The organism is Kitasatospora sp. NPDC001225, assembly GCF_053597855.1.
The window spans coordinates 1-1,765 of sequence record NZ_JBSFJC010000411.1; the positions used below are offsets into that span (position 1 = coordinate 1).

The 1,765-nt window shown below is 75.0% G+C and carries 1 protein-coding gene; it reads left to right on the forward strand.

Annotated elements, in window-relative coordinates; genetic code table 11:
* The coding region (locus ACWDCZ_RS41020) for an AMP-binding protein (RefSeq protein ID WP_449818678.1) at positions 1-1,765 on the forward strand (1,765 nt) is incomplete at both ends.

The window sequence follows — 1,765 nt, forward strand, 5'->3', positions numbered from 1 at the left end:
GACGGAGGCCGTCGGCGCCCCGCTGCCCGCCCCTGGGCCGGACGCGCCCCGGACACTGCCCGAGGCACTGCTGCGCGCCGCCGAACTGCACCCCGACCGCGGACTGCACCTGATCCGGGCGGGCGGCGAGGCCACCAGGATCACGTACCGTCAACTCCTCGGCCGCTCCCGCGAGATCCTCGCCGTACTGGCCGCCGCCGGGCTGCGGGCCGGGGACCGGGTGATCCTCCAGGTCCCGGAGCCCGAGTACTACTTCCCCACCCTGTGGGCCTGCTTCCTGGGCGGGATACAGCCGGTGACGGTCGCCCGCCCGCCGGACTACCACGAGCGCAACCCCGTGCTGGAGAAGCTCTGGCACGCCTGGCAGACCCTGGAGGAGCCGCCGGTGCTCGTCTGCGGGCCCGCGGTGGCGGGCCTGGAGCGGCTCGGGGAGCTGTACCCGGCGCCGGGCCTGCGGGTGATCGCGGTCGACCGGCCCGCCGAGGGCGGGCTGCCGGACGGCCCCGCCCCCGAGCACGCCCCCGTCCCCGCCGACGTCGCGATGCTCCAGCTCTCCTCCGGCAGCACCGGACGCTCCAAGGCGGTGCAGATCACCCACCGCGGCATCCTGGAGTACGTGGCGGGGGCCGTCGCCCAGGGCACGGAGCCGGGCGACGGCACGGTCAACTGGCTGCCCCTGGACCACGTCGCCGGGCTGCTGATGTTCCACCTGCGCGACGTGGTACTGGCCGCCGACCAGGTGCAGATCCCCACCGAACTCGTGCTCGCCGACCCGCTGGTCTGGCTGGACGCGCTGGAGCGCTACCGGGCGGCGCACTCCTGGTCGCCCAACTTCGGCTTCCGGCTGGTCGCCGAGGCCGTCCGGGCCGCCGGGCCGGACCGCCGCTGGGACCTGTCCTCGGTCAAGTCGCTGATCAACGCCGGGGAGCAGTGCACCGAGGCGGTGATCGACGAGTTCCTGGCCGCCACCGCCCCGTTCGGCGTCCGCCCCGGCCACGTGCTGCTGGCCTGGGGCATGGCCGAGACCTGCACGGCGATCACCTACAAGCGCTACGACGAGGACGGCGCCCGCCGCCTGGTGCGCACCGACTCGCTGACCGGCCGGCTGGAGCCCGCGGACCCGGCCTCGGCGGAGCGCGGCACCGCCTTCCTCAGCATGGGCCGGCCCGCACCCGGCACCCGGATGCGGGTGGCCGACGACGCCGGACGGGCGCTGCCCGAGCTCCGCGTCGGCCGGCTCCAGGTCCACTCCGGCCGGGTGACGCCGGGGTACCTGAACAACCCGCCGGCCAACCAGGAGGCCTTCGTCGGCGACGACTGGTTCGACACCGGGGACCTGGCCTTCCTGGTCGACGGCGAGGTGGTGCTCACCGGCCGTCGCAAGGAGATCATCATCGTCAACGGCGTGCACTACTTCTGCCACGAGCTGGAGGACGTGGTGGCCTCCGTGGCGGGGGTGCGCTCCGGGCACGTCGCGGCCTTCGGGGTGCCGGACGAACGCACCGGCACCGAGCAGCTGGTGATCGCCTACGTCCAGAGCGACCCGGACGCGCCCTCGGCGCCGGTCGCCGCCGAGGTGCGGCAGCTGCTGGCGGCCCGCCGGCAGCCGGCCCCCGCCCTGGTGCTGCCCGTCCCGGCGGCCGACTTCCCGCGCACCACCAGCGGCAAGATCCAGCGCACCGCGCTGCGCGGGAGGCTGCTGGACGGCGAACTCGACGACCACATCGTGGCGTTGGACCTAGCCGAGGCCAACTCCCGGACGCTG